This window comes from Streptomyces sp. NBC_00316, from assembly GCF_036158715.1.
Taxonomy (GTDB): Bacteria; Actinomycetota; Actinomycetes; order Streptomycetales; family Streptomycetaceae; genus Streptomyces.
Genome location: NZ_CP108023.1, coordinates 5,628,350 through 5,649,487, shown reverse-complemented (window position 1 = coordinate 5,649,487; position 21,138 = coordinate 5,628,350). Strand labels below are relative to the sequence as shown.

Annotated in this window: 17 protein-coding genes; 8 read left to right on the top strand and 9 right to left on the bottom strand. The window is 67.3% G+C overall.

Annotated elements, in window-relative coordinates; all coding sequences use genetic code 11:
• Window positions 1-19: 19 nt before the first annotated feature.
• Complete coding sequence (locus tag OG878_RS25155) at window positions 20-214, bottom strand: hypothetical protein (RefSeq protein WP_328888866.1); 195 nt, start codon at window positions 212-214, stop codon at window positions 20-22.
• On the opposite strand from OG878_RS25155, the gene OG878_RS25150 reads away from it, so the two are divergent.
• Window positions 213-3,353 carry a DUF3427 domain-containing protein gene (locus tag OG878_RS25150; RefSeq protein WP_328888865.1) on the top strand — a complete coding sequence of 1,047 codons (3,141 nt, stop codon included), beginning with the start codon at window positions 213-215 and terminating at the stop codon, window positions 3,351-3,353. The genes OG878_RS25155 and OG878_RS25150 overlap by 2 nt on opposite strands.
• On the opposite strand, the gene OG878_RS42335 is transcribed toward OG878_RS25150, so the two are convergent.
• Entirely contained in the window at window positions 3,350-4,333 is a 984-nt protein-coding gene (locus OG878_RS42335) for a YDG/SRA domain-containing protein (RefSeq protein WP_443049165.1), read from the bottom strand. The genes OG878_RS25150 and OG878_RS42335 overlap by 4 nt on opposite strands.
• 100 nt (window positions 4,334-4,433) lie before the next feature.
• Window positions 4,434-5,087 (bottom strand): ATP-binding protein, encoded by a 654-nt coding sequence (locus OG878_RS25140; RefSeq protein WP_328888863.1) that lies wholly within the window; start codon window positions 5,085-5,087, stop codon window positions 4,434-4,436.
• Between the two features lie 200 nt (window positions 5,088-5,287).
• On the opposite strand from OG878_RS25140, the gene OG878_RS25135 reads away from it, so the two are divergent.
• Window positions 5,288-6,136: a helix-turn-helix domain-containing protein gene (locus OG878_RS25135; RefSeq protein WP_328888862.1), complete on the top strand. Its 849-nt coding sequence runs from the start codon at window positions 5,288-5,290 to the stop codon at window positions 6,134-6,136.
• The gene (locus tag OG878_RS25130; RefSeq protein ID WP_328888861.1) at window positions 6,133-6,324 is read left to right on the top strand and encodes a DUF397 domain-containing protein; all 192 of its coding nucleotides are present in this window, start codon (window positions 6,133-6,135) and stop codon (window positions 6,322-6,324) included. The genes OG878_RS25135 and OG878_RS25130 overlap by 4 nt, the downstream gene beginning before the upstream one ends.
• 78 nt (window positions 6,325-6,402) lie before the next feature.
• On the opposite strand, the gene OG878_RS25125 is transcribed toward OG878_RS25130, so the two are convergent.
• Both OG878_RS25125 and OG878_RS25120 read right to left on the bottom strand, forming a co-directional pair.
• On the bottom strand, window positions 6,403-6,900 hold the full coding sequence (locus tag OG878_RS25125; protein WP_328888860.1) for a hypothetical protein: 498 nt from the start codon (window positions 6,898-6,900) through the stop codon (window positions 6,403-6,405).
• A gap of 216 nt (window positions 6,901-7,116) precedes the next feature.
• Window positions 7,117-8,787: a cellulase family glycosylhydrolase gene (locus OG878_RS25120; protein WP_328888859.1), complete on the bottom strand. Its 1,671-nt coding sequence runs from the start codon at window positions 8,785-8,787 to the stop codon at window positions 7,117-7,119.
• A 242-nt stretch (window positions 8,788-9,029) separates the two neighbouring features.
• Here OG878_RS25120 and OG878_RS25115 point away from each other — a divergent pair, with 242 nt between their 5' ends.
• Window positions 9,030-10,364 carry a hypothetical protein gene (locus OG878_RS25115; RefSeq protein ID WP_328888858.1) on the top strand — a complete coding sequence of 445 codons (1,335 nt, stop codon included), beginning with the start codon at window positions 9,030-9,032 and terminating at the stop codon, window positions 10,362-10,364.
• Between the two features lie 34 nt (window positions 10,365-10,398).
• Here the strand turns inward: OG878_RS25115 and OG878_RS25110 are convergent, their stop codons facing one another.
• Window positions 10,399-13,179: a M4 family metallopeptidase gene (locus tag OG878_RS25110; protein WP_328888857.1), complete on the bottom strand. Its 2,781-nt coding sequence runs from the start codon at window positions 13,177-13,179 to the stop codon at window positions 10,399-10,401.
• A 191-nt stretch (window positions 13,180-13,370) separates the two neighbouring features.
• Here OG878_RS25110 and OG878_RS25105 point away from each other — a divergent pair, with 191 nt between their 5' ends.
• A complete protein-coding gene (locus tag OG878_RS25105) occupies window positions 13,371-14,378 on the top strand; it encodes a helix-turn-helix domain-containing protein (protein ID WP_328888856.1) in 1,008 nt (335 codons plus the stop codon).
• 234 nt (window positions 14,379-14,612) lie between these two features.
• Here the strand turns inward: OG878_RS25105 and OG878_RS25100 are convergent, their stop codons facing one another.
• Window positions 14,613-14,903: a hypothetical protein gene (locus OG878_RS25100; protein WP_328888855.1), complete on the bottom strand. Its 291-nt coding sequence runs from the start codon at window positions 14,901-14,903 to the stop codon at window positions 14,613-14,615.
• Between the two features lie 227 nt (window positions 14,904-15,130).
• On the opposite strand from OG878_RS25100, the gene OG878_RS25095 reads away from it, so the two are divergent.
• Complete coding sequence (locus OG878_RS25095) at window positions 15,131-16,528, top strand: amidase (protein ID WP_328888854.1); 1,398 nt, start codon at window positions 15,131-15,133, stop codon at window positions 16,526-16,528.
• A gap of 78 nt (window positions 16,529-16,606) precedes the next feature.
• Here OG878_RS25095 and OG878_RS25090 read toward each other — a convergent pair whose 3' ends face one another.
• Window positions 16,607-17,098, bottom strand: coding sequence for a cupin domain-containing protein (locus OG878_RS25090; RefSeq protein WP_328888853.1), 492 nt, complete (start codon window positions 17,096-17,098; stop codon window positions 16,607-16,609).
• Between the two features lie 897 nt (window positions 17,099-17,995).
• Window positions 17,996-18,463, bottom strand: coding sequence for a transglycosylase SLT domain-containing protein (locus OG878_RS25085; RefSeq protein ID WP_443049164.1), 468 nt, complete (start codon window positions 18,461-18,463; stop codon window positions 17,996-17,998).
• Window positions 18,464-19,769: 1,306 nt separating this feature from the next.
• Between OG878_RS25085 and OG878_RS25080 the strand changes: the two genes are divergently transcribed.
• The gene (locus OG878_RS25080; RefSeq protein WP_328888852.1) at window positions 19,770-20,207 is read left to right on the top strand and encodes a cupin domain-containing protein; all 438 of its coding nucleotides are present in this window, start codon (window positions 19,770-19,772) and stop codon (window positions 20,205-20,207) included.
• Window positions 20,208-20,363: 156 nt separating this feature from the next.
• Window positions 20,364-21,095: an SDR family oxidoreductase gene (locus tag OG878_RS25075; protein WP_328888851.1), complete on the top strand. Its 732-nt coding sequence runs from the start codon at window positions 20,364-20,366 to the stop codon at window positions 21,093-21,095.
• Window positions 21,096-21,138 lie beyond the last annotated feature (43 nt).

Sequence of the window (21,138 nt, the reverse complement as noted above, 5' to 3'; positions counted from 1 at the left end):
GCCGCCCCGAAGAGCGTCATCAAAGAACCGGCCGCCCGACGCCAGAGCACCGCGCACCTGGCAGGTGCAGCACATCGAACGAGCCCAGCCGAATTCGCGAAAGGCCGGGCCGGACGCCACGCACCTCACTGAAGTGGTCAACGAAGTCCTGGCCGGTCACTGCTGCTTGATACAACTGCATGCACAGCAGACGAATCGAGGGGGACTCGGCCATGCCCAACGACCTTGCAGGCGACACAGCTCCGGTCGCTGGGCTCTACGAGACGCTGATCACCCGTCGCCTCGAGGAGCGTATGAAACAGCTCGATACCTCGGGCCGGCGCTCCATCGATGAAACAGTCGGCCCGGAATCTGCACCTCACGTGCTGTCGCGACACATCGGGAACGTCGTGCGGCAGGTTCTCCAGGGTCTCTCACCTGCGGAGCAGGTGATCGCCGCCAACCACATCCTGGAGTCTCTCAACACCATCGAAGGTGCAACCGAGTGGGTCGATCTCGTGATTGAGGGCCCCCGGCAGTTGCTTGCCGTCGCGGAGCACGAGGCTCCCGGCGTCTACGCGATTCGCCCCGCTACGCCGCTCTCCGAGACGGCGCTCATCACCAACTCACCTGACGACCCGAGCCTGGGCTTTGAGCTGCGGGCCGAATTGGCCACAGCGGACCGTGTCGATCTGCTCTGCGCTTTCGTGAAGTGGCACGGACTCCGAGTCCTTGAGCAGTCGCTCGCCTCTGCACGCGATCGCGGCGTCCCCATCCGCGTACTGACGACGACCTACATCGGCGCCACGGAACGTCGCGCGCTGGACCGCCTGGTCCGCGAGTTCGGCGCCGAGGTGAAGGTGAATTACGAACTCCGTTCAACCCGTCTCCACGCCAAGGCATGGCTGTTCCGCCGCGCCAGTGGCTTCGACACGGCATATGTAGGCAGCTCAAACCTTTCCAAGGCTGCCCTGCTCGATGGGCTCGAGTGGAACGTGAGACTGTCGTCGGTCGCCACGCCGTCCGTCCTCCGCAAGTTCGAGGCAACCTTCGACGCGTACTGGAGCGAGCGCTCCTTCGAGTCGTACGACCCCGACAACGACGCACAGCGACTCGACGATGCCCTGTCACACGCTGGCGGATCCAACCGGAACGGTGCTGCACCACTCTCGCTCTCGGGACTTGAGGTCCGTCCTTATCCGCACCAGCGCGACATGCTCGAACGCCTCCAGGTGGAACGCACCGTCCACGGCCGGAACCATAATCTCCTGGTAGCGGCGACGGGCACCGGCAAGACCGTGATGGCAGCGCTGGACTACAAGCGCCTGCGGCAGACATGGGGCCGCGATCCACGCTTGCTCTTCGTGGCTCACCGCCAGGAGATCCTGGAGCAGTCTCTGCGCGTCTACCAGAACGTGCTGATTGACGCGAACTTCGGCAAGCTCTTCGTCGGTGGAGAGATCCCTGACACATGGACACATGTCTTCGCCAGCGTTCAGTCGCTCAACTCTCGTGCGCTGGAACGCTTTTCTCCGGACCATTTTGACGTCATCGTGATCGACGAGTTCCATCACGGTACGTCTCCCACCTACCGCCGCCTACTGGATCACTTCGAACCGCAGGAGCTCCTGGGGCTCACCGCCACTCCGGAACGCATGGATGGGCTCAACATCCAGGACGAGTTCTTCGAGGGCCGGATCGCAGCAGAGATGCGCCTCTGGGAAGCTCTCGAGAACGACCTGCTCAGTCCGTTCCACTACTTCGGCGTCACCGACAACACCGACATGAGTGCCATCACCTGGAAGCGGGGATCGTACGACGCCACGGCCCTGAGCAACCTCTTCACCGGCAACGACGCACGGGCCAGACTCATCGTGCAGGCCGTGAGGGACAAGGTCGCCGATCCGGGCGCGATGCGCGCCCTGGGCTTCTGCGTGTCGGTGGCCCACGCAGCGTTCATGGCCGACTTCTTCCGGCGAGCCGGCCTCAACGCCGTCGCGTTGTCCGGCGAGACGCCACGCCATGAGCGCCAAGACGCCCTTGCGCGACTGAAGGCCGGAGCACTCCACGTCATCTTCTCTGTCGACCTGTTCAACGAGGGTCTCGACATCCCCGATGTCGACACCCTGCTCCTGTTGCGCCCCACGTCCAGCGCCACCGTGTTCCTCCAGCAACTGGGACGGGGCTTGCGCCGGACCGAGGACAAGGCCGTCCTCACTGTCCTGGACTTCATCGGTCAGCACCGCAAGGAGTTCCGCTTCGAGGAGCAGTTCCGCGCGCTGACCAACCTGACCCGCAATCGCCTGCTCGCCAACATCGAGCACGACTTTCCGCAGTTGCCCTCTGGCTGCCAGATCATCCTGGAGAGCAAGGCCAAGGAGCTGATCATTGACAACATTCGCAGCCAGATCAGCGTCAATGTCACCCAGCTCGCGCGTGAGGTCGCCTCGTACGCCGAGCCACGGCTCGCGGATTACCTCAAGGGAAGCGGTCGAGAACTCAAGGAGCTCTACCGTGGCAACGGGAACTCATGGACGGGTCTGCTCCGCCGCGCCAAGCTCCTCGGCGAGACCGGGCCGGAGGGAGAGGCAGCGCTACTCAAGCGGGTATCGGCCTTCCTTCACGTCGATGACCCGCTCCGAGTCGCCGCGTACAGCAAGCTCCTCACTGACGACGCCCCCACCTACGACGAGCTCAGCGAACAGGAGCAGGCATACGCCCGCATGTTCTTCTTCTCGCTGTGGCCGTTGGGCGGTGACTTCAACAGCTACCAGGAGGGCTTCGACACCCTTCGCCCCCACCATGCCTTCCGTGACGAACTCAGCCAAGTCCTCGCCCACGTGCTGGATCTCGCCGATCACGTACCCGTCGCGCTGCTCGGCGGTCACGCAGGCCTGCCGCTGACCGTCCACGCCTCATACAGTCGCGAGGAGATCCTCCCCGCCTTGGGGCAGTCGTACGTGGGCGGCTTCATGCCGGGGCACTTCCGCGAGGGTGTGAAGTGGTGCGAGGACATCCAGACCGATGCTCTACTGATCACTCTCGAAAAGGACGAGAAGGACTTCTCCCCAGAGACTCGATACAAGGACTACGCCCTGAACGAGTCCCTGTTCCACTGGGAGTCCCAGAACCAGACCTCGGAGACATCGCCCACCGGCGTTCGCTACCGGGCCCACAAGGACAAGGACACGCACATCCTCCTCTTCGTGCGCCGCTACAAGAAGACGGATATCGGCGGACCCCAGCCGTGGATGCTCCTAGGACCAGCCGAGTACGTCGAGCACAAGGGCAGCAAGCCCATGGGAATCGTCTGGAAGCTTCGGCATGAGATGCCAGCGGACGTGTGGACGTACTCGGCAATCGCCGCGGGTTAGCGACCCGGATCGCTTATACGCCAGAATCGACGATGAGCTCGCAGGAATCGCTTCCCAATGCGATGTCGCGCCACAGTCCTCAACGGAATTCGCCGCAAGGACGGATCTCCCGTATAGCGATCCACAACATGAAGATCATCGGTCAGGTAGAGAGCGCCACGATCAAGTCGCACATGGCAGTTTGGGCATAGGCACAGCACATTCCCTTCGACATCGGGACCGCCTACTGCGCCACCGAGCGCCTGTATGTGCGCTCCCTCGGCGTAGCTCTTACCCTCCGCCCCAACCATCAGCGCCAGGCCGCAGAACTGGCATGTGTACTCGTGCCACCGCTTAACCCGGCGGACAACAGCAGTGTCGCGGACGATGCGTTCGACCGTGGACGTGCGTCGTTGCGTAGCCGCGTCAGGCAGATCACGATCGCCCCCATCGACCGCACCTTGACCTTGCCGATCGAGAATGTCTCGGACCTGTTGTTCAATGGGCGTGAGCTCCTGCCTCTCGGCTGGGAGGCGGAGCAGCTTAAACCGGCAGATCCGAAATCCGGCCTTACCAACTTCGGTCCATTCATCGACTACCTGGTAGAGACCGTCATACCGGTAGCCGCTGACAGGCGAATACTCGTGCTCGCCCTCGCTGCCGCGGATGACGCGTACGGGGTTGGCCATAAGCCGACTCCGCCTGAGACCCGCGTTCCCACGGTTCTCCCAGGTCTGGTCCTCTACCTGCCGGCCAGTGTTGCGATCTCGGCCTCCAGCACCTGTATAAATGACCTCATCCCACTTGTCGAGATCGTCTTCATAGCCCTGATTCAGCACGATCGCATCGGCGACTCGCTCCCCGTCGGCATCAAGCCCCCATGAGATACCTGCCTCACGCTCTTTGTGAAGCTTGGCATCCTTGACAGCTTGTCGGGATTCAAAATGGACGCCTGGAAGATACTCACCTACATGCCCGAAGACAGCCCTGTACGCAGCCATGCGAACATACTTCCGGCCGCCTGCTCGCTTTCGATCACGTACGTCGTCCCCTGATCTCAAATGGCCTAATTTATACTACACTTGACCTGAAGGCGATCGGTCAGTGTTGCCCACGCCTCTCGAAGTGCGCCTGCGCCTGATCCAGCGCCTCGTCCGGGTCGCAGCCGTGGGCCCTTAGCCAGTGGAGAAGGTCGGCGATCAGGACAATCGCCACCTTCCCCTGGAGCACAGCACGAGATCGCCCTGCTCCGACCATCTCGGCACCCGAACCCCCCGCGTAGAGCGTCAGGAATGCCTCGCCCTTAGCGACCCTGGGGTCGTCGACGTGACCACCCGGCGTGACGAGCTGCGTGGACAACTCGCACCATACGACCTTGGAATCTGCGCCCAGAATCACGCCCCAGCGTTCCGACACCGCATCCACCAGCGCCAGCCCACGCCCAGATTCAGCGTCCGGGCCGGCCGAGAGCAGTGTCGGCAGGGCTCGGGGGTCCGGGTCGCGTAGGCCGATCCGGAGATACGTATCCCGCATCTCGACCACGAGCGTGCACGGCGTCCCCTCACCGACGTGCCGAATCGTATTCGCCGCAAGCTCGCTCACGCAGAGCTCGGCGGCCTCGGTCACATCCGACAGCCCCCACAACCGCAGATGCAGCCGCATGACGCGTCTCAACCCGGCGACTTCTTCGGGCTCCGCCAGAAAGGGCAGTTCCCAAGGCTTCCGCGTCATGCAACCGTCGATCCCTTTCACCACGAGCGCACGCCTTTCGCCGGTGCGAGAACCCGCTCTTCACCCATCGTGAAGATCGGTGACTCACAGTTGTCCTGGACCAGAGAATGCCAACTACCGATCCCTCTGTGCAATGTGCACGGCGAGATTCGCTCCTTAGAGTGATTGGCTAAGTCGGCCAGTTCCGATGGGATGGAATCTCCGTTGTGTGAGAGGGAGTTGATGTGGCCGGTTCACCGACAGCGCGCCGCCGCCGACTGGCGATCGAGCTCAAGAAGCTCCGCGACGAGAGTGGCCTGACCTGCAACCAGGTCGGCAAGGAGCTCGACTGGAGCGGCTCCAAGGTCAATCGATTGGAGACCGGCCAGGGTCGGGTTCAGCCATCGGACGTGGACGCGTTGTGCCGTTTCTACGGAACGTCCGACGAACTGCGCGACCTCCTGAAGTCCCTCGCGAAGGAATCCAAGACCAAGGGCTGGTGGCACGCCCACGGCGACGCGGTTCCTTCGTGGTTCTCGGTCTACGTAGGACTGGAGCAAGCCGCCTCCGATCTCCGCAGCTATCAGGGGGAGTTCATTCCTGGCCTGCTTCAGACGGCGGAGTACGCAGCCGAGCTGAGCCGGGCCTCGGCCGACCTGTCTGATGACGAGATCCAGCGGCTGGTCGACGTACGCATGCGCCGGCAGCAGCTCCTGACGGCCGAGAATCCGCCGGACCTCTGGACGGTGATTCACGAGAGCACTCTCAAGCACGTAGTCGGCAGCCGAGCGGTCATGGCCGGGCAGCTGGAACGTGCTCTCGACATCGCGAGGCTCAGAAATGTGACCGTTCAGGTGCTGCCGTACGACGCCGGGGCGTACCCGGTCACAGGTCCGTTCACCGTTCTCGGCTTCCCGGAGCAGGAGGACCCTGACGTGGTCTACCGGGAAGGACTGACCGACTCGGTCTACCTCGAAAGCGCTGCGGATGTCAGCCTGTACACAAAGGCGTTCGACCATCTCAGGGCGCTGGCTCTCAGCCCTGAACGATCGAGCTCGTTGATCCGCGAAACCCTCGAGGAGCATTCCCGATGAACCTGCCCCCCGCCCCCACCCGGTGGCGAAAGAGCAGCTACAGCAACGGAACGGGTGGCGAATGCGTGGAGGTCGCGGACCTGTATTCGGCGGTTGGTGTACGGGATTCCAAGCAGCCCTGTGGGCCCTGCATAGCCGTACGCCACAGCGCGTGGGCAGGCTTCGTCGCATTCCTGCGCACCCAGTAGGTCTAGGTCCGATCCACCTCGCCACCCTTCACGAGGTGCCCGGTGCTTCAAGCCGTGCCATGCTCTGCGGAGGAATCGTCAAGGTCTGTGGGTCAGCCAGTTGGGCTGGTCCCGATGCCTCAGCTGCCGGCTTGCTGCGTTTCGGACGCGGCGGGTCCGTCCGCGTTCGGCCAGCAGTCTGAGGGCCCTCGGTGAGGTCACGATCTGGGTGGTTGCGGCCATGCGCTGGAACCAGTCGGATGCGCTGGTGAGCTCTTCGGCGGCCCACGGCTTGCCCAGGGCGATGCTTCTGAGCAGGGTCCACTCGCGGAGGCGGCGAGTGAGGAAGTCGCGATCCGCGATCGCCTCGGCCAGGGTCTGGGCCCAAGCCGTGAAATGGGGATCGGTCAGCAGATCGGCGGCCCGGCGGTCCAGATGGCGGGCCACCGCGCTGTCCCCCATCGTCACGTCCTGGTCCCGCAGTACGGCAGACACCAGGTCGGTCTCGTCCGCCTCGGCAACGGCCTCCAGGACCTGCAGGTAGCGGGCGAAGCGCCGGTGCTCGGCGGGCTCCTCGTCGGCGTGTGGGCCGGTCATGCCGCGATCCCTTCCGGCCGCTCAACGAACTGGCCGCGCTCGAAGCGGGCACCGGCCCGGACCAGGGTAACCAGGTGGGGCACGTTGACTGCACGCCAGTGAGCCTGCGCGGACGGGTGCTGAAGCTGTGCCACGCCCGCGGTGGCGCTGACCGGCTTTGACGGCGTGCTGACCGACGGAGGCGAGTACCCCCGCCGGTCAGCGGATACGGCCGGGTCAGGCCGTAGCGCAGCTGGTGCCGCTGAGGGTGAACGCGGTCGGGGCGGCGTTGGTGGCGCCCTTGGCGGCGGTGAAGCCGACGGTGACCGTGCCGTTGGCGGGGATGGTGGTGGTGTAGGAGGCGGGAGCGACACTCACCGTGCCGCCGTCCTGGGTCGGGACCCCTCCCCACATGTTGGTGATGGTCTGGCCGTTGGCGAAGACGAAGCCGAGCGTCCAGCCGTTGATGGTGGTGGCGCCGGTGTTGCGGATGGTGATCTCGCCCTGGAAGCCGTCGGGCCACTCGCCGACAGCCCGGTAGCCGACGGAGCAGCCCACGCCGGGGGTGCTGCCGCCCTCGTCGGTGGTGACGCTCGCCGTGGCCGAGCGGGCGGAACGGTTCCCGGCCGCGTCGCGGGCGTAGACGGCGAAGGTGTACGCCGTGTCGGCGGTGAGGCCGGTCACGGTGGCGGTGTTGGTCGCGGAGGCGGCGACCGTGGTCTCGGAGCCGCCGCTCACACGGACGATGTCGTAGCCGGTGACGCCGACGTTGTCGGTGGCGGCGGTCCAGGTGAGGGTGACGGAGGTGGCGGCCACGGCGGTGGCGGTCGGGGTACCGGCAGTGGACGGGGCCTGAGTGTCACCGGGGTTGCCGCCTGCGTAGACGGTGGCTTCCCGGGAGGTCTGGGCGATGCCGTTGACGCCGTTGAAGATGCGCCGGCCCCAGGAGCTGAGCCGGCTGGGATCGAAGTCGATCGCCAGGTCGAGGATCGGGTCGGTGTTGCCGCTCCAGGACCATGCCAGGTAGCCGAGCCGGAGCTGCTCGGCGGTGGCCATCATGGTGTCCTCGTCCGGGTCGCCGTACTGGTCGGCGGGACCCCCGAACTCGCCGATGAGGATGGGCAGTCCGGCGTCGACGAAGGCATGCAGGTAGTCGGTGACCTTCTGGGCGGTGTTGTAGACGCTGTACATGTGGATCGAGAAGATCAGGTTGCCGGTGGAGTCGGCGTCATAGACGGACTGGGCGTTGGCACGCATGACCCCTTGCCAGTCCTGGCCCCAGTTGGGCGCATCCACCATGATCGTGTGCTGGAACCCGGCGTTGCGCAGTTTCTGGACGGCGGCGATCGTGGGCGCGGTCCAGCCTTCGGGGTTGGTGTTGCCCCGGGGCTCGTTGCCGATGTTGATGATGACGTAGTTCTCTTCGCCGGCGAGTACGTCCTTCAGGCCGATCCAGTAGTCGGCGGCCTGGTCGAGGGTGCCGGCCGCGGAGTCCTCGCCGTAGCCGGTGGTGTCGTGCACCTCCAGTACGCAGATGAGCCGGTTGGCCTTGCACTGGGCGACGATGCCTGCCACTTCCGCGGGGCTGTTCTTGGTCCAGCGGTAGCCGTCGGAGAGGACGACGCGGACGGTGTTGGCGCCCAGCGCCTTGATGTCGGCCAGCGACTGGGTCTCGCCCGGGTACCAGGTGTGGGCGTGGTTGACGCCACGCATGATGAAGTCGTTGCCATTGCCTTCGAGTAAGCGGCCGTCACTGATGTGGAGGCCGGTGGCAACGTCGCTGGGCGACTGGGCGTGGGCGGCGGTCGGGCCGAGCGTGCCGAGAACGACGATCCCGAGGAGGGTGGCCAGTCCGGCCAGGAGGGCGGTGACGGGGTTTCTTCGTGTCGTACTTCTTGTTGTTCTCACTGTGACTCCAGAGGGTGAGCGCCAATGAACCTGAGCATCAGAAGAAACGTGGGAGCGCTCCCATGAAGCCATCATGTCAGGGGCGCGTCAAGTCATCGCGCACGCTCCGGCCCCTGAACGGCCGGGGTACGGGTGCGAGCCCGACCTGGCGAAGCCGTGGTGGGGGAGGCGGATGTGCTGCAGGCACTCGACGCGTATGTGGAGCACCTGTAGGGTCCCGGGCTCTGCAAGGGGAGGGACGGATGGGGCGGAGAAGATCCGGCGTGCCGGTGTGGCTTCCTGTGGCGGCCCTGTTGCTGCTGCTCTGCGGCTGCAGGATCGGCATGTCGGACGACGTTCCCCCGCCGCCGCCCCGGGCCGGGGCGTGGAGCATCGACTACGTGGGCCCGCCCGGCCAGGTGCAGATGGCGGATCTCGCGGCGGTCTCGGCCACCGAGGCGTGGGCGGTCACCGAGGAACGCGGGGCGGCGGACAGTGGGAAGCCGGGCCTGCTGCGGCTGCGCGACGGCCGGTGGTCGGCCATACAGATCCCCGCCCAGCTGCGGGGACAACCGTGGTTGCGGCTTGCCGCCGCGGGTCCACGCAGTGTGTGGCTCTACCCGGACGCGTGGGGCGGTGTGCCGCCGCAGAAAACCGGCGATGCACCGAGCGGCCCATGGAAGCGCAGCCCGGCGTTGCGCTGGGACGGCACCCGCTGGCACCAGGTCCCGCTGGACTTCCCCCCGGTGGACCTCGATGTGGTCTCACCGGACGACGCCTGGGCCCTCGACGCGTCGGGCGCCGCTCGGCACTGGGACGGCACCCGGTGGCGGACCATGCCGCTGCCGGCCCGCGGCATCGACATCGAGGCGCGAGCTGCGGACGACGTGTGGGTCGCCGGGGACGAGGCATTCGACGACCGCCCGAAGCAGCCCGCGGCAGTCCACTGGGACGGCAGAGGCTGGCAGCTGACCCGCCTGCGCCGTTACGAGGCCCCGTACGACGCCAAGGTGGTCGACAACGGGTCGATCCTCTGGGGTATCCGCGCGGAATCCGCGAGCGATGCCTGGGCCCTCGGCGTGCACTCGGTCGTTGACGGGCGCGATGAGGACCGCGAGGAGCCCCGGGATGTGGACGAGCACATCCTGCTGCACTGGAGCGGCACCCGCTGGCAGCCGGTGCCCGAACCGCCGCGTTCCTTCAGGGACAAGACCTACGGCAAGGCCGTCCCCGACGGCACCGGGGGCATGCTGCTCGGCGCCTGGACGTACCGCACCGCAGAGGGCACGTACTTCCGCATCGACGCACCGCCGAAAACAGAGGGCTGGCAGGAGACCGACATTCCGCCCCTGCAGCATCGATGGCTCACGATGGAGGAGGCAGACGTCATCCCCGGGACGCACACCATCCTCGCGGCAGCCGATCTTGTCGGCCACAACAGCATGACGCAGCCGGCCGTCGTCCGTCTGACGCTCGACGCGCCCTGGCGTTCTCTTCATCAGCAACCCCAGGCCGACGTGGGCCGCGCCGGAAGCCTGGGCCTTCCACGGGGGAGCCCCCGACGCGTCCTCGCGTCGGGGGCTCCCCCGTCCCCGTAATACCGGCCACTGCTACATGCCGACCGTTACCCGCTCACGCACACTGGCCCGCCGGACGCTCGCGCGTCACCAGGTCCGTGTAGCCCGTGGTCCCGTCGATCCACACCACCCGCTGCCCGCCGTCGGCTGCCGCATAGAGCTGCTCCCCGCGGTTGCAGGAGACGCGCACCGCCGGGCCCGTGCCGTCCGTCGGGACCTGCCAGAGCTTCGCGAGCGACTCATTGCGCAAGACCGTGTCCGGTACCTGGGCGGTGACCGTCGCCGAGGTGTCGCTGACCGTCAGGTCGAAGGCGTAGAGCGCGCCGTCGCCCGACTCGGGGGTCAGGTCGAGCGGCTTGGAGCCGTCGTAGCCGGCCCGGCGGACCGCCATCGTGCCGTCGGCGTCGTCGTCCGCCAGCCACAGGACATGGGTGCCGTCGAGGCCGGTACCGCCGATTGCCTGCGCCTGGTCGACGCCCGGCATCAGCGTGGTCTTGCCGGTGGCCAGGTCGAGGGTCTCGATGCCCAAGTGGTAGCCGGACGCGTCCGGCCAGCTCTTTCCGTACGCGACGGTCGTGCCCTTGACCGAGGGCAGCGCCGAGCTCTTGGAGTACGAGCCTCCGTCGACGTACGCCTGCTGTCCGGTCCTGATGTTGACGTAACCGGCATGTCGGCGGCCGTAGGGGTCGAACTCCTCGAAGACCACGATGTCGCCATCGATCTTCAGCCCGCTGATCGAGGTGTAGGAGGACCAGATCTTCTTCGGGAGCCCGCCCGAGATCGGCCGTGTGTAGACACCGATGCTCGATGTGCCGAACGAGGCCCAGACGACGGTCTTGCCGTCGGTCGCCGGGTAGACGTTGTAGTTCCCGTCGTTGGAGCTGATCATCCGCAGCCCGCCGCCGGTGGTCCTTCCCGCCCAGACCGAGAACGGTTCCGATCCGTCGTCGTTGGACCGGGAGGCGGCCCACCAGCCACCACCCGCGCCGGTCCCGGTGGAGTAGGTGTTGAGCCTGCCCAGGAGCTTGTCGGAGTCGACGCCGAGCGCCTTCTCCCAACCGGACACAATGCCGTGGGCGTTGAACGACCGTGTGACGACGGCGAGCTGCTTGGAGGTCACACCGAGTGCCTTGGCCGCCGCGATCGTGGCGTTACGTCCCTGGGTGAAACCGTCCAGCGGCGTCATGTACTCGGCGAGCGCCTTGTACGCGATCTTGTCCGCGAGGTCGGCGCCCAGGTCCTGGCGGATGTCCCAGAGGGCACCCGAATAGATCGTGGAGTTGAGGTGGACGCCGCCGTTGTCGCTGCCGTAGGTGACCCCGAGGAAGTTCTTGGAGGTGGTCGCACCGTCGTTGAGGTCGCGGAAGGCGCACTCACGCGGGGTCGCGCTGCGGCAGAGGTCCTCTCCGAGCAGCCCGGAGTCGGGGTCGCTCATGGACGTACCGGATTCGGTGACGTCGATGGCGTTGCCGAAGTAGTCGGCGATCGCCTCGTTCATGGCGCCGGACTGGCCCGCGTACACCAGATTGGCGGTGTTCTCGACGACGCCGTGCGTCATCTCGTGGCCGACCACGTCCAGGTCGGCGGAGAGCGGCTTGTACTCGGCGTCGCCGGTCCCGTACACCATCTTGGCCCCGTCCCAGAAGGCGTTGACATACGGCTGCCCGTAGGAGGTGACACCGACCATGGAGTTGATGTCCATGCCGCGCCCGTCGAGGCTGTCGCGGCCGTGGACCTGCTTGTAGTAGTCGTAGACCTTGCCGGCTGCCCAGTGCGCGTCGACCGCGCCCGCGTCGGTGGCGTCCTGCCCGAACGTCTGGGTGTCGGAGCCGAACTCCCTGACTCCGCTGGGCCAGCCTCCGGACACCTCGCCGACGTCGTGGCCTCGGGCGTCGAGGGTGTTGATCGCGCCGGAGGTGGTCTCCCACATATGGGCGTAGTCGTTCATCGTGTACTGGCCGCGCCAGGCGTAGTAGTACAGATCCAGGTCGACCGTGGTGCCGTCGAGCTTGACGCCGGTGCCGGTGGTGCCGGGGAACTCCTGCCCCGGGGCCGCAGGTTCGTCGGCCGTCGCGGTGGCGGCGGTCGCCGCGGCCGCGTTGCTCCGGCTGCCCTGGCCGGGCGCACCGAAGGTCTTGATCGAGCTGTACTGAAGGAGGGGGAATCCGGCGCCCGCGTCGATGTAGACCTGCTGCAGCACCGGTTCGCTGGTCGCCGGGTTCGTCCCCGAGACGGTGACCTGGCGCGTCAGTACGCCCTTGCCCTGCGGCAGGACGACCAGCTTGCCGGCGGTTCCGGTGAGCGGCTCGCGGTTCTTGGCGGCCGCACTCCCCTTGGTGAGCTTGGCGCTTCCCCCGCTCAGCTGCTGGGCGACGGCGGCGACCGCGCGCTGCACGGCGACCTTGTCGGAGACCTTGGCGGTGGTTCCGGTGTCGAGCTGCGTGAAGTACTGCCCGGAGGTCCCGGTGACGGTCCGCTTCCCGCCCTCGTTCCTCATCCGCACGATGTACTGGCCGCCGAGTACCTCGAGACCGTGGTACGTCTGTCTGAGCCGTACGGTCTCCTCGGATCCGTCCTTCAGGGTTTGCACGGCCTTCAGATCACCCTTGGGGTCACTGATGCGGTACCGGCTCTTCCTGTCGGCGAGATACCCGGTGGCGGCGGTGGGCGCGCTCACCTTCGCATCCGCCGGTTCCTTGATTCCGTCCACCAGTGCCGGGGTCGCGGTCTCCGTCCCCGGGATGACTTCTGCAGGCGTCACGGCCGGCGGGGTCGCCGCCTGGGCCGCGGGTACGACGCCGACGAGCAGAGCGGCGGCTCCCAGCAGGGCCGCCACGCCGCTCACCCCGCCTATGCCGTTCGATCTGCCTGCACGCGCTCTGGATGTACGCAAGGTTCCCCTCCCACGCTGGCTGTCCGGGCGCGCCCATGCAACCTGGAGTGACCTGAACCCATCAATGCGTCACGCGTGTTGACAAGTGGACACACACACTTGTGTGGGTGCAGTGACCAGGAAAGAATCCGGTCATGATCCAGGGGGCGGAACTGCAGGACCTCGGCCTGGAGGAGGACGAGGAGAGAGTCTACGAAGCCTTGCTCAGACAACGCGCCGCGCGCCCCGAGGAGTTGGCGCGCATACTCGGCCTTCCGCGCGAGCGGCTGAACGCCGTCCTGACCCGGCTCTCGGACCATGGCTTGGCCACCCCCGCCGACTCCGCCTCCGCGCTCCCCCGACCGGCGGCCCCGGCAGCCGCGATCCGCACCCTCATCCACCGCCGCCAGGCCGAACTACACCTGCGTTCGGCGGAATTGGAACGGCTGATGATGTCAGCGGACCGGATCGCGGGCCGCCTGATGGAGGGTTCCCCCAGCGCATCGGAGGGCGGAATAGAGGTGGTGACCGGCACGCACGCCGTGGGCGAACGAGCCGAGTCGCTGCTGGCCTCGGCGGAACAGGAGGTGATGGTGCTCGATCGCCCCCCGTACGTCAAAGGCCCCGAAGACCTGGACAGTTCACGCTCTCCGGGCCTGGATATCAAGGCCCTCCTCGGCAGGGGCATAGAGGTCCGTTCGGTGATAGACCGCGAAGGCCTCTCCTACCCCGGCAGAATGCGCTCCCTCAACAACCTGATCTCCCACGGCCTCCGTGTCCGCGTCACCACAGGCGTCCCTACCAAACTCATCATCATCGACCGCCGCATCACCCTCCTCCCCCCGACCGAGACCACGGACCCCACAGCCACGGCCCTGGTGGTCGGCGACGCCTTGCTCCGCAACGCTCTGGTCCCTCTCTTCGAAACGGTCTGGGACCAGGCAACCCCTCTGGGCGACGCCGACGCCCCCCTTTCCGAGACCCAGAAAGAACTCCTCGGCCTGCTCGCCTCAGGACTCAAGGACGAGGCGATAGCCCGCCGCATGGGCGTACACGTCCACACGGCGCGCCGCCGCATCACACATCTCCTGGACTCCCTGAACGCAGAGACCCGCTTCCAGGCCGGCGCACAGGCGATACTGCGGGGCTGGCTCGACGCCTGAGCTCTGCGCAGGGGTGGACCGTCTCCGCACCGCCTTCGGTTCCGGCCCCCTCGTTCTCGACCATCCGCCGGGACGTGACCGATTCGCTTCGATCTCCGCGAACCGTTCACGCCACGGGATGCGATCAGGCTCCGGTGCGGGGGCGCTGTGAGACGACGCACCACACACACCTTCGCTCGAGCCCGCTGCACGCGGCCGGCACAACCACCGTCACCCGAGACGCCCGGTCCCGCCCTACTCGCTCAGCCCCACGACACCCCAGCCCCGACGGTCGGCCTCGGTGAGGACGCGTCCCCAGTCCGCCAGCAGGTCGGTGAATTCGTCGAAGCGGCCGATCCATGCCCCGGGTTCGGCGGCGTGCGGCGACCCGTCCGGTCCTCGGTGGCCCTTGACGCTCCTGACCCGCGACGGACGTGCCGACGAGACGGCGGCGGCTGTCGTCAGCCGCGCGACGCAGGTCGGGTCCCACGATGCCGAACTGGCGCGCTGGGTGGAGCTGACGCACGCGAGGCCGACCGGCTGCATGTGTGGATAGGAGAGGGGCGCGGACCGGAGAAACGCGCGGGAAGGGATGCTCAGACCTCGCCGCCCTGCCCCTTGTCATCCGGGCCCTGTGCCGCCGGCTCCATCCGCACTGCGTGCGCGACTCGACCCGACGATCGGGCTCGCCCGGCACCCACCGAGGATTACTGTTCGGTAACACGGGTGCGCGGGGCTTGGCGGCGCAGGCGGCGAGGGATGGAATCTCCACCATGACTGAGTGGACCGGCCGCACCGCCGTCGAGATCGCTTCCGCCGTACGTGAAGGACGGGCCACCGCGGCCGACGTCACCCGCCAGCACCTCGACCGCATCGCCCGGCTCGATCCGGACCTGTCCGCGTTCCGGCACGTGCGGGCGGAACGGGCGATGGCCGAGGCGGAAGCGGTGGACCGGCGGGCCGCCCGTGCTTCCCTGCCGCTCGCGGGGGTCCCGGTCGCGGTCAAGGACAACATCGCGGTCGCCGGCGAACAGGCCCGTAGCGGATCCGCGGCCACATCGCCGGACCGCAGCTCCAGCGATCACGTGATCGTCGAACGGCTGCGGGCAGCGGGCGCCGTGGTGGTAGGTCTGACCAACGTGCCCGAGCTCTGTCTGGTCCCGATGGCCGACAGTGTCTACGGGATCGCCCGCAATCCCTGGAACGAGCAGCGCACACCCGGTGGCTCCTCGGGCGGCAGTGCGGCGGCGGTGGCTGCCGGCCTGGTACCGCTGGCGCACGGCAACGACGGGTTCGGGTCGATCCGGATCCCCTGCGCCTGCTGCGGAACGATCGGGATCAAGCCGGGGCGGGGGGTCGTGCCGCATGCACCGGACGACCCGACCTGGTTCGGCCTGGTCGAGAACGGCCCCATCGCGACCACGGTGCGGGACGCGGCCCTCGGACTGGCCGTGATGGCCGACGAAGCGAGCTTCGCGCAGCTCGGCGAGGTGGGGGCGCTGCGCATCGGCGTGTCGGTACGGCCGGTCTCGCCCGGCTTTCCGATCGCGGCCCGGTACCGCCGCGCCGCGCTGGAGGCCGGGACGCTGCTCCAAGGGCTCGGGCACACGGTGACCCGGCACATGCGGCGCTACCCGGCATGGCTGGGACCCGCGTCGCTGAGCTCCTGGTACGCGTCGGCGCGGGCCAGCGCCGTGGGACTCGACCGTGCCGGACTCGACCGGAGCACGCGCCGGCTGACCGCGATCGGCGGGGCATTGGCGGCCGTGCACCTGGACGGGGCCCATGGGAGGGACCGCTGGCGCAGCGACGCCGCGGAACGCTTTTTCGGGCAGACCGACGTGCTGCTGCTCCCCGCGCTCAGTCAGCCCGCGCCGCAGGCCAGGCGCTGGGGCGACCGCGGTGGGCTGCGCACCTCCGCGATCAGCACCCGCACGGCCTCGCTCTTCGGCTCCTGGAACATCGCGGGCTGGCCGGCACTGGCCGTTCCCGTGGGTGTGGACGCCGACGCAATGCCCGTAGCGGTGCAGCTCGTGGCCAAACCCGGCGGCGAGAAGCTGCTGCTGGAACTGGCCGCGCAGATCGAGGCGGCCAAGCCCTGGCCGCGGCACGCCCCCCGATACGCACGCAGCGACGGCAACAGAGAGACGGCGGGCGCCGCGGAGGACTGACCAAGGCGGCACGCCGACAGCCACGGCCTGCCCACCCGCGGGCAGGTGGCCGGCGCTGTCGCAGACCGGGGACAGCCCTTAGCGCCGTTCGTCCCAGGCCTTGCTCTGCAGGAAATAGGTGTCGTACAGCTCCTGGACCTCGAGCAGGCTCTCCGGCGGCACCTTGCCGTAGGCGATGCGCTCCAGGTGGCGGAAGTACTCGAACCGTTCGACTCCGGGTGTGATGACGATGAGGATGTCGGCGTCGCTCCCGGGGGCGGCCGCGAAGGCATGCGGGAGATTGGGCGGCACGATGACGAGATCACCGCGCTCAGCGGTGACCACCTGCTCGCCGGACAGGAGTTGGGCGGTGCCGTCGAGCAGGTAGAACATCTCGACGGAGCCCGCGTGGTGGTGCGGCCTGGCGCCATCGGCACCGTCGGTGAGGGTGACCCGTTGGGTGGACAGCGCACCGCCGGTCGCGCTGCTGTCGGCCAGCAGCCGGATGGAAGTCGGGGCCCGGCCGACCACTTCGGCCTCCGCGGAGCGGACGATCACGGACTCGTCGAAGTCCGGCACGATGAGCGACATCTCATGACTCCCCGGTATTGAGGTGATCGGTTTTCGGGCGGGGACAGCGGAACTGGGCCGGCAGGCACGATGACGACCGTCGCGAAGTGGTCGCTGCAGGTGGTGGCGTTGACGACGTCGCGGTACGCCTTCCGCATTCTCGTTCGCCCCCTGCTGAACGAATGCCGTCCTGCCGCGGGCCATTGAAGCACTCCGCCCCTGTGTGGGGCACGGGTATTCGGCCGGGGAGGCAACGGGGGCGCGGCCGGGGGACAGGCCGGAGGCACGAAGCGTGTGCAGATGGTTCAGTCCGCCGCTGTCGGCCGGACAAGTCCTGGGGCCGCTTGCACATGCCCGACTGGCACCGGAGCCGACGGTAGCGGCTGCGAGGATGCCGTCATGGAGCAGACGCCGAGTGGGGCCGGAGCCTCGGGAGCGATGGGCGGGCCGAGATGGCGCCATCTGCTGGGCACGATCAGAACGTCAGTGCCGGTCGGGTCGCCGGACCGGGGAGCCCAAGTGGCGACAAGCGCGCCGGCAGCGAGGTACGTGCCGACAACGAGGGCAACGATGCCGGCGTGACGACCTGACAGGGTCGAGACGGTTGAAGCACGCGTGGTGAACGTGCCGGTCATGGCCGCTCGTTGATGACGGCGGACATGACAGTGGCTCGCCGTGGATGGCGAGCCTGTCGTCCCTCGTGGCCACCGCCCGGTGGCCCTCAGGCGTGCCGTCTCGACCGCAGCCTTGGTGCGGGTGCGCCCGGGTTGGGCGCGCCGTGGGCAGCTGCGGGATCGGCTGTCGTGGGCAGGCCGGTCGCGGGGGACGCGGCCTGCGGTGATTCTCGTCCGGTCGGCCCGATTCGGGGGCCTGGGGCCCGCTATCGGTTGGGTGACCGGGGTGGTGCGTCGGGCTTGATCAGTAGGCCGAGTTGACGTTGTCGATCGAGCCGTAGCGGTGCGCGGCGTAGTTCGCGGAGGCGGTGATGTTGGCGACCGGGTCGTAGATGTTCTGCGAGGTGCCGGCGACGTGGTACGCGTTGAAGGTGGGGTCGATGACCTGCATCAGGCCCTTGGACGGGATGCCCTTCATGGCGTTGGAGTCCCAGTTGTTGATGGCCTGGGGGTTGCCGGAGGACTCGCGCATCAGGTTCTTGCGGATGCCCTCGTAGGTGCCCGGGATGCCCTTGGCGTGCATGACCTTCAGCGACTCCTTGATCCAGGTGTCGACGTTGCCGCCGGACGGGGCGGGAGTGGCGGCCGAGGCGGCCGGGGCGCTGACGACGGTGCCGGCCATCACGGCGGCGCCGGCCGCGACCATGCCCAGCGAGATCTTCTTGGTCTTGGTCATGCGGGCGAACTTCGTGGACATCGCGGCGAACTGCATGCGGAAATTCCTGTTCTGTCGGGGGGTGATGCCAAGAATTGTTAATCAGGAACGAATCCCGGGTCAATGACCCCCTCTTACTACGATGATTAGTATCGGGTTCCTGAAATGATCTGGAGATGCCCAAGACGGCGGGGAACGCGCGTCGCCAGGTCTACTATTCGGCTTCATAGTGACACGGGCCATATGGCTCACCCCACACGGCAAATGCCTCAAAACGGCACAAGAGTGACGCAGATCATGTGACCTGCGCCATATCGAGGGCACTGAATTCGCTCACCGTAATAAAGAGAATGCATTCCGTATTGGCGAATGGTGCGGATCGCAGGGGGAATCCATCGGAATCCCGGACAGGGCCCCCTGACAGGTGCGCGGCGGTCCGATGGCGGCCTGCGTCGACGCCACACGGCGCATGCCACCACCGGCGGATCGGCGTTGATTCGGCACCGAGTGGCCGCACGCCTGCGCGAGACGAAGGAAGCCGTCTGCGCCGGCCGGGCGACGCACGTCGTACGAGTGGGGGTGGGGTCGGCCCTCGACCCCCGAAGCCGACAGCACCCCCCTATAGAGGGGTGTGCCGGGCGCCCGGCACACCACGCGATCCGCGGGGCGTGACCCTCGCGGCCGCCGACAGAGCCGATTCGGCGATTCACTTCCAGTGACGGACCAGCGCTTTCCGTAATACCCGCAGGTCAGCACGGATATTGAGGCGGACCCAACTCCTCCGCACCACTCAGGGAGTGCCCTTCATGCGTCTCCGGACCGCCATGTCTTCCCGGCGTCGGCCGCGAAGGCGACTCCTTCCTCTCTCCTCCCCTTCGGCAGCCACGCCCCCGAGCGGCTGAAGCTCCGGCCGGTCGCCTTCACCTATTCCTGCGTCACCGGTGGCCGCCCGGCACGAGCCGCCTCGCGCTCATACCGGGGCTGCGTTGCGCGCGGGGGCAGTCGACGTCGGGCAACCTGAGGTCCGGCGCGCCTCGCCGATGCGGCGCAGGGCGCTCATCTTCCCTCGTACAAACGGCAGTTCGGCGATCCCGGGCCGCGGGATCGAGCAGTGTGGTGGGACGAGACATGCTGATGCCCCATGGGATCCGCCTGCTGTCCGGCAGTCCGCGCCGCGGCTCCTCCGAGGAAACCGTGATTCGCCCCGCGAGGCCGTGGCGCCGAGAAGATGCACTTCGTCCGAGCCCACTCGACACTGGAGACCGTCACAGGCATGACCCCCGGCACCTTCGTGGGGGTCCGGCGATTCGGTCCCGGGAACGGCTCGCGTTGCAGACCGCGATGCACCACTGGAGGCTTCACCATGTCGACCAACGAGCCGGCGAAGACAGAGCAGGCACCACGCTCCGAAGCGTGGAAGAACGCGCTGACCGTGCTGCAGACAGCGAATCCGCCGCACGTCCCGGAGGGTGCCGAGGTGATGACCATCATCGTCGAATTCCCCCCGGGCGATCCGGGAACCCCTCCGCACCGGCATTCCGGCCCGGCATTCGGCTACATGCTGGAGGGCGAGATGCTGTTCGAGCTCGAAGGCGATCCGGAACGTGTGATCAAGGCCGGGGAAACCTTTTGGGAGCCGGGCGGCGATGTCATCCACTATCAGGACGGCAACAACCGCACGGATTCCCGGAGCCGTTTCCTCGTGACGATGATGTGCGCGCCGGGCCAACCCATGCTTACGCTGGTCGATGACGAGGAGCTGGCACAGCGCAAGGACCGGAGGGCGCCGCGGCCCGCGTGACCGCGGCGGTGCAGTCCACACGTTTCCGGAAGCCGGTTCCCGCATACGGACGAGCTGTCCGGCACGCGGAAATGAACCATGGGAACCGAGTAATCGCCCGGCGATGAACCAATCGCCGACCCATTGCCGGAGAATCTAGCGAAGAAAAGGTGACCCATGAAGATCGCAGTTCTCGGCGGCACCGGCCGGATCGGGTCGCAGGTCGTGAAGAAGCTGAAGGCGGCGGGGCACGAGGCCGTGCCGCACTCGCTGTCCACAGGTGTCGATGTCATCACCGGTCAGGGTCTGGAGGAGGCGGTGGCCGGCGTCGATGTCGTCGTCAATCTGACGAACTCCCCGACGTTCGACGACTCGTCCCCGGCGTTCTTCCGGACCTCGATGGACAATCTCTTGGCCGCCGCCCGGAAGGGCGGGGTGGGCCACATCGTCATCCTGTCGATCGTCGGCGTGGACAAGGTGCCCGACCTCGACTACTACCGGGCCAAGGTCCTCCAGGAAGACATCCTCAAAGCCGGGCCGATCCCCTACTCGATCGTCCGCGCAACCCAGTTCATGGATTTCATGGACTCGGTCCTGGCCTGGACCACTGAGGGTGACACCGTCCACCTGCCCACCACCCCGATCCAGCCGATCGCCGCCCAGGACGTCTCCGACACTGTCGCCGAAGTCGCTGCCGGCACCCCTCTGAACGGCACGCTCGACGTTGCCGGGCCCGACGTCTTCCCTCTCGACGAACTCGGCCGGATCACCCTGAACGCCCGTCCCGACGGCCGCACTGTCGTCACCGACGACACCGCGGGCATGTTCGCCGCCGTCCAGGGCGACGTCCTCACGGCCAAGGGCGACGCTCGCATCGCCCCCACGCACTACACCGACTATCTGGCCTGAGCGACGCGGCTCCGTCAGGTGTAGTCCTCCCGGGGCCCTGCAC

Excerpts from the sequence above, each read along its gene's own strand:
- OG878_RS25100 (WP_328888855.1), bottom strand. The coding sequence starts at position 14,903 with ATGCAGCCGGTCGGCCTCGCGTGCGTCAGCTCCACCCAGCGCGCCAGT.
- OG878_RS25105 (WP_328888856.1), top strand. The coding sequence starts at position 13,371 with ATGATCCAGGGGGCGGAACTGCAGGACCTCGGCCTGGAGGAGGACGAG.
- OG878_RS42335 (WP_443049165.1), bottom strand. The coding sequence starts at position 4,333 with ATGGCTGCGTACAGGGCTGTCTTCGGGCATGTAGGTGAGTATCTTCCA.
- OG878_RS25080 (WP_328888852.1), top strand. The coding sequence starts at position 19,770 with ATGTCGACCAACGAGCCGGCGAAGACAGAGCAGGCACCACGCTCCGAA.
- OG878_RS25115 (WP_328888858.1), top strand. The coding sequence starts at position 9,030 with ATGGGGCGGAGAAGATCCGGCGTGCCGGTGTGGCTTCCTGTGGCGGCC.
- OG878_RS25130 (WP_328888861.1), top strand. The coding sequence starts at position 6,133 with ATGAACCTGCCCCCCGCCCCCACCCGGTGGCGAAAGAGCAGCTACAGC.
- OG878_RS25075 (WP_328888851.1), top strand. The coding sequence starts at position 20,364 with ATGAAGATCGCAGTTCTCGGCGGCACCGGCCGGATCGGGTCGCAGGTC.
- OG878_RS25095 (WP_328888854.1), top strand. The coding sequence starts at position 15,131 with ATGACTGAGTGGACCGGCCGCACCGCCGTCGAGATCGCTTCCGCCGTA.
- OG878_RS25155 (WP_328888866.1), bottom strand. The coding sequence starts at position 214 with ATGGCCGAGTCCCCCTCGATTCGTCTGCTGTGCATGCAGTTGTATCAA.
- OG878_RS25090 (WP_328888853.1), bottom strand. The coding sequence starts at position 17,098 with ATGTCGCTCATCGTGCCGGACTTCGACGAGTCCGTGATCGTCCGCTCC.
- OG878_RS25150 (WP_328888865.1), top strand. The coding sequence starts at position 213 with ATGCCCAACGACCTTGCAGGCGACACAGCTCCGGTCGCTGGGCTCTAC.
- OG878_RS25085 (WP_443049164.1), bottom strand. The coding sequence starts at position 18,463 with ATGCAGTTCGCCGCGATGTCCACGAAGTTCGCCCGCATGACCAAGACC.
- OG878_RS25125 (WP_328888860.1), bottom strand. The coding sequence starts at position 6,900 with ATGACCGGCCCACACGCCGACGAGGAGCCCGCCGAGCACCGGCGCTTC.